2 tRNA genes and 2 rRNA genes are annotated in these 5,158 nt (G+C 55.1%); all 4 read left to right on the plus strand.

The annotated features are described in order from the left end of the window. The first annotated feature begins 21 nt into the window (after window positions 1–21). Window positions 22–1,552 (plus strand): 16S ribosomal RNA (locus GCT13_RS46855). Window positions 1,553–1,619: 67 nt separating this feature from the next. Beyond that, window positions 1,620–1,696, plus strand: a tRNA-Ile gene (locus GCT13_RS46860). Between the two features lie 46 nt (window positions 1,697–1,742). Then, a tRNA-Ala gene (locus tag GCT13_RS46865) sits at window positions 1,743–1,818 on the plus strand. Between the two features lie 285 nt (window positions 1,819–2,103). Continuing rightward, a 23S ribosomal RNA gene (locus tag GCT13_RS46870) occupies window positions 2,104–4,984 on the plus strand. The 16S and 23S rRNA genes sit together here with 2 tRNA genes alongside, the layout of an rRNA operon. Window positions 4,985–5,158 lie beyond the last annotated feature (174 nt).

Consider the following 5,158-nt stretch of genomic DNA (forward strand, 5'->3'; position numbering starts at 1 on the left):
CCCGAAAACAGTAACAGGTTTGAACTGAAGAGTTTGATCCTGGCTCAGATTGAACGCTGGCGGCATGCCTTACACATGCAAGTCGGACGGCAGCGCGGGCTTCGGCCTGGCGGCGAGTGGCGAACGGGTGAGTAAGACATCGGAACGTGTCCTGGAGTGGGGGATAGCCCGGCGAAAGCCGGATTAATACCGCATACGCTCTGTGGAGGAAAGCGGGGGACCGAAAGGCCTCGCGCTCAAGGGGCGGCCGATGGCAGATTAGCTAGTTGGTGGGGTAAAGGCCTACCAAGGCGACGATCTGTAGCTGGTCTGAGAGGACGACCAGCCACACTGGGACTGAGACACGGCCCAGACTCCTACGGGAGGCAGCAGTGGGGAATTTTGGACAATGGGGGCAACCCTGATCCAGCAATGCCGCGTGTGTGAAGAAGGCCTTCGGGTTGTAAAGCACTTTTGTCCGGAAAGAAAACCTCCSSSYTAATACSKKGGGGGGATGACGGTACCGGAAGAATAAGCACCGGCTAACTACGTGCCAGCAGCCGCGGTAATACGTAGGGTGCGAGCGTTAATCGGAATTACTGGGCGTAAAGCGTGCGCAGGCGGTGCTGTAAGACCGATGTGAAATCCCCGGGCTTAACCTGGGAACTGCATTGGTGACTGCAGCGCTGGAGTATGGCAGAGGGGGGTGGAATTCCACGTGTAGCAGTGAAATGCGTAGAGATGTGGAGGAACACCGATGGCGAAGGCAGCCCCCTGGGCCAATACTGACGCTCATGCACGAAAGCGTGGGGAGCAAACAGGATTAGATACCCTGGTAGTCCACGCCCTAAACGATGTCAACTGGTTGTCGGGCCTTCATTGGCTTGGTAACGTAGCTAACGCGTGAAGTTGACCGCCTGGGGAGTACGGTCGCAAGATTAAAACTCAAAGGAATTGACGGGGACCCGCACAAGCGGTGGATGATGTGGATTAATTCGATGCAACGCGAAAAACCTTACCTACCCTTGACATGTACGGAAGGCCGCYGAGAGGTGGCTGTGCCCGAAAGGGAGCCGTAACACAGGTGCTGCATGGCTGTCGTCAGCTCGTGTCGTGAGATGTTGGGTTAAGTCCCGCAACGAGCGCAACCCTTGTCCCTGGTTGCTACGCAAGAGCACTCCAGGGAGACTGCCGGTGACAAACCGGAGGAAGGTGGGGATGACGTCAAGTCCTCATGGCCCTTATGGGTAGGGCTTCACACGTCATACAATGGTCGGAACAGAGGGTCGCGAAGCCGCGAGGTGGAGCCAATCCCGGAAAACCGATCGTAGTCCGGATCGCAGTCTGCAACTCGACTGCGTGAAGCTGGAATCGCTAGTAATCGCGGATCAGCATGCCGCGGTGAATACGTTCCCGGGTCTTGTACACACCGCCCGTCACACCATGGGAGTGGGTTTTACCAGAAGTGGCTAGTCTAACCGCAAGGAGGACGGTCACCACGGTAGGATTCATGACTGGGGTGAAGTCGTAACAAGGTAGCCGTATCGGAAGGTGCGGCTGGATCACCTCCTTTCCAGAGCTTAAGCGTTCAGAGTTGAGCGCTCACATCTGTCGGCTGTTGAGTTGGAAGACAGGCTCAGGGGTCTGTAGCTCAGTCGGTTAGAGCACCGTCTTGATAAGGCGGGGGTCGTTGGTTCGAATCCAACCAGACCCACCACGTTGTCTGCGGTGAGAGAGCGAMTGCCCCGGGGTTGTGGTGTTGCGGGGGATTAGCTCAGCTGGGAGAGCACCTGCTTTGCAAGCAGGGGGTCGTCGGTTCGATCCCGTCATCCTCCACCAGTTTCCAGTGCACAGTGTTCTGCGTGATGCAGAAGGCTTCGCATTGGCAATTGCGCCAGTCAGTGCGGTATTGCAGGGATGAATGCCGGCTGTCGTTCTTTAACAATCAGGAAGAAGTAGTAAAGAGATTTATCGAAAGCGCTTAGAGATGGGCGTGAGTAGGTAAGTCAGGGTTGTGATTGTATCGAAGTATTTTTGAGTTCATCGAAAGACGAACCTGGAATACGGCACAACGCGAAAACTCAGCCTGTAGCGGCGCATGTCGATGAGACATACCCGTTATAGGGTCAAGCGAACAAGTGCATGTGGTGGATGCCTTGGCGATCACAGGCGATGAAGGACGCGGTAGCCTGCGAAAAGCGGCGGGGAGCTGGCAAACGAGCTTTGATCCGCCGATGTCCGAATGGGGAAACCCGGCCCGTATGGGTCATCCATGACTGAATCCATAGGTCATGTGAAGCGAACGCGGTGAACTGAAACATCTAAGTAACCGCAGGAAAAGAAATCAACCGAGATTCCCAGAGTAGTGGCGAGCGAAATGGGAGCAGCCTGTACTCTTTATCTGTACTGTTAGCCGAGCGCTCTGGAAAGTGCGGCCATAGCGGGTGATAGCCCCGTAGGCGAAAACAGTGTGGAAGAACTGGGTGTACGACAAGTAGGGCGGGACACGTGAAATCCTGTCTGAAGATGGGGGGACCATCCTCCAAGGCTAAATACTCGTGATCGACCGATAGTGAACCAGTACCGTGAGGGAAAGGCGAAAAGAACCCCGGGAGGGGAGTGAAACAGATCCTGAAACCGCATGCATACAAACAGTCGGAGCCTCGCAAGGGGTGACGGCGTACCTTTTGTATAATGGGTCAGCGACTTACATTCAGTGGCGAGCTTAACCGATTAGGGCAGGCGTAGCGAAAGCGAGTCCGAACAGGGCGATATAGTCGCTGGGTGTAGACCCGAAACCAGGTGATCTATCCATGGCCAGGATGAAGGTGCGGTAACACGTACTGGAGGTCCGAACCCACTGACGTTGAAAAGTCAGGGGATGAGCTGTGGATAGGGGTGAAAGGCTAAACAAACCTGGAAATAGCTGGTTCTCTCCGAAAACTATTTAGGTAGTGCCTCGTGTRTCACCTTCGGGGGTAGAGCACTGTCATGGTTGAGGGGTCCATTGCGGATTACCTCGCCATAGCAAACTCCGAATACCGAAGAGTGCAATCACGGGAGACAGACATCGGGTGCTAACGTCCGGTGTCAAGAGGGAAACAACCCAGACCGCCAGCTAAGGTCCCCAAATATGGCTAAGTGGGAAACGAAGTGGGAAGGCTAAAACAGTCAGGAGGTTGGCTTAGAAGCAGCCACCCTTTAAAGAAAGCGTAATAGCTCACTGATCGAGTCGTCCTGCGCGGAAGATGTAACGGGGCTAAGCCATATACCGAAGCTGCGGATGCGTGSTWRCACGCATGGTAGGAGAGCGTTCCGTAAGCCTGCGAAGGTGCACTGCAAGGTGTGCTGGAGGTATCGGAAGTGCGAATGCTGACATGAGTAGCGATAAAGGGGGTGAAAGGCCCCCTCGCCGTAAGCCCAAGGTTTCCTACGCAACGTTCATCGGCGTAGGGTGAGTCGGCCCCTAAGGCGAGGCAGAAATGCGTAGCTGATGGGAAGCAGGTCAATATTCCTGCACCAGTGTGAAATGCGATGGGGGGACGGATCGCGGAAGGTTGTCCGGGTGTTGGAAGTCCCGGTCGCTGCGTTGGAGAAGGTGCTCTGGCAAATCCGGGCACGCAATTCAAGGGCGTGGCGCGAGCTTCTTCGGAAGCGAAGCAACTGGAAGGGGTTCCAGGAAAAGCCTCTAAGCTTCAGTTTCACATTGACCGTACCGCAAACCGACACAGGTGGGCGAGATGAGTATTCTAAGGCGCTTGAGAGAACTCGGGAGAAGGAACTCGGCAAACTGGTACCGTAACTTCGGGATAAGGTACGCCCTGGTAGCTTGATGCGCCTGCGCGCAGAGGGTGAAAGGGTTGCAATAAACTGGTGGCTGCGACTGTTTAATAAAAACACAGCACTCTGCAAACACGAAAGTGGACGTATAGGGTGTGACGCCTGCCCGGTGCCGGAAGATTAAATGATGGGGTGCAAGCTCTTGATTGAAGTCCCGGTAAACGGCGGCCGTAACTATAACGGTCCTAAGGTAGCGAAATTCCTTGTCGGGTAAGTTCCGACCTGCACGAATGGCGTAACGATGGCCACACTGTCTCCTCCCGAGACTCAGCGAAGTTGAAGTGTTTGTGATGATGCAATCTCCCCGCGGCTAGACGGAAAGACCCCATGAACCTTTACTGCAGCTTTGCATTGGACTTTGAACCGGCTTGTGTAGGATAGGTGGGAGGCTGTGAAGCGTGAACGCCAGTTTGCGTGGAGCCGTCCTTGAAATACCACCCTGGTTTGTTTGAGGTTCTAACCCAGGTCCGTGATCCGGATCGGGGACAGTGCATGGTGGGCAGTTTGACTGGGGCGGTCTCCTCCCAAAGTGTAACGGAGGAGTACGAAGGTACGCTAGGTACGGTCGGAAATCGTGCTGATAGTGCAATGGCATAAGCGTGCTTGACTGCGAGACTGACAAGTCGAGCAGGTGCGAAAGCAGGTCATAGTGATCCGGTGGTTCTGTATGGAAGGGCCATCGCTCAACGGATAAAAGGTACTCTGGGGATAACAGGCTGATACCGCCCAAGAGTTCATATCGACGGCGGTGTTTGGCACCTCGATGTCGGCTCATCTCATCCTGGGGCTGTAGCCGGTCCCAAGGGTATGGCTGTTCGCCATTTAAAGAGGTACGTGAGCTGGGTTTAAAACGTCGTGAGACAGTTTGGTCCCTATCTGCCGTGGGCGCTGGATATTTGAAGGGGGCTGCTCCTAGTACGAGAGGACCGGAGTGGACGAACCTCTGGTGTACCGGTTGTCACGCCAGTGGCATCGCCGGGTAGCTATGTTCGGAAGAGATAACCGCTGAAAGCATCTAAGCGGGAAACTCGCCTTGAGATGAGATATCCCCGGGGCTTCGAGCCCCTTGAAGGGTCGTTCAAGACCAGGACGTTGATAGGTCAGGTGTGGAAGCGCAGTAATGCGTTAAGCTAACTGATACTAATTGCCCGTAAGGCTTGATCCTATAACCGGTGTGTTTTACGGTCATGGTTAATGCTTCGGCATGACCCGGACCGCGCCCCCGAAGGGGGCAGGACACGCAGACGGTCGAGAGATCGGTGTTGTGCCGGTACAAACAACACAACCCCAACACACCCTTTACGCTTCTTCCCGATTGGCTGCGGCGCTCAAACCAGCG

The sequence above is a fragment of the Paraburkholderia franconis genome, from assembly GCF_009362735.1.
GTDB lineage: Bacteria > Pseudomonadota > Gammaproteobacteria > Burkholderiales > Burkholderiaceae > Paraburkholderia > Paraburkholderia franconis.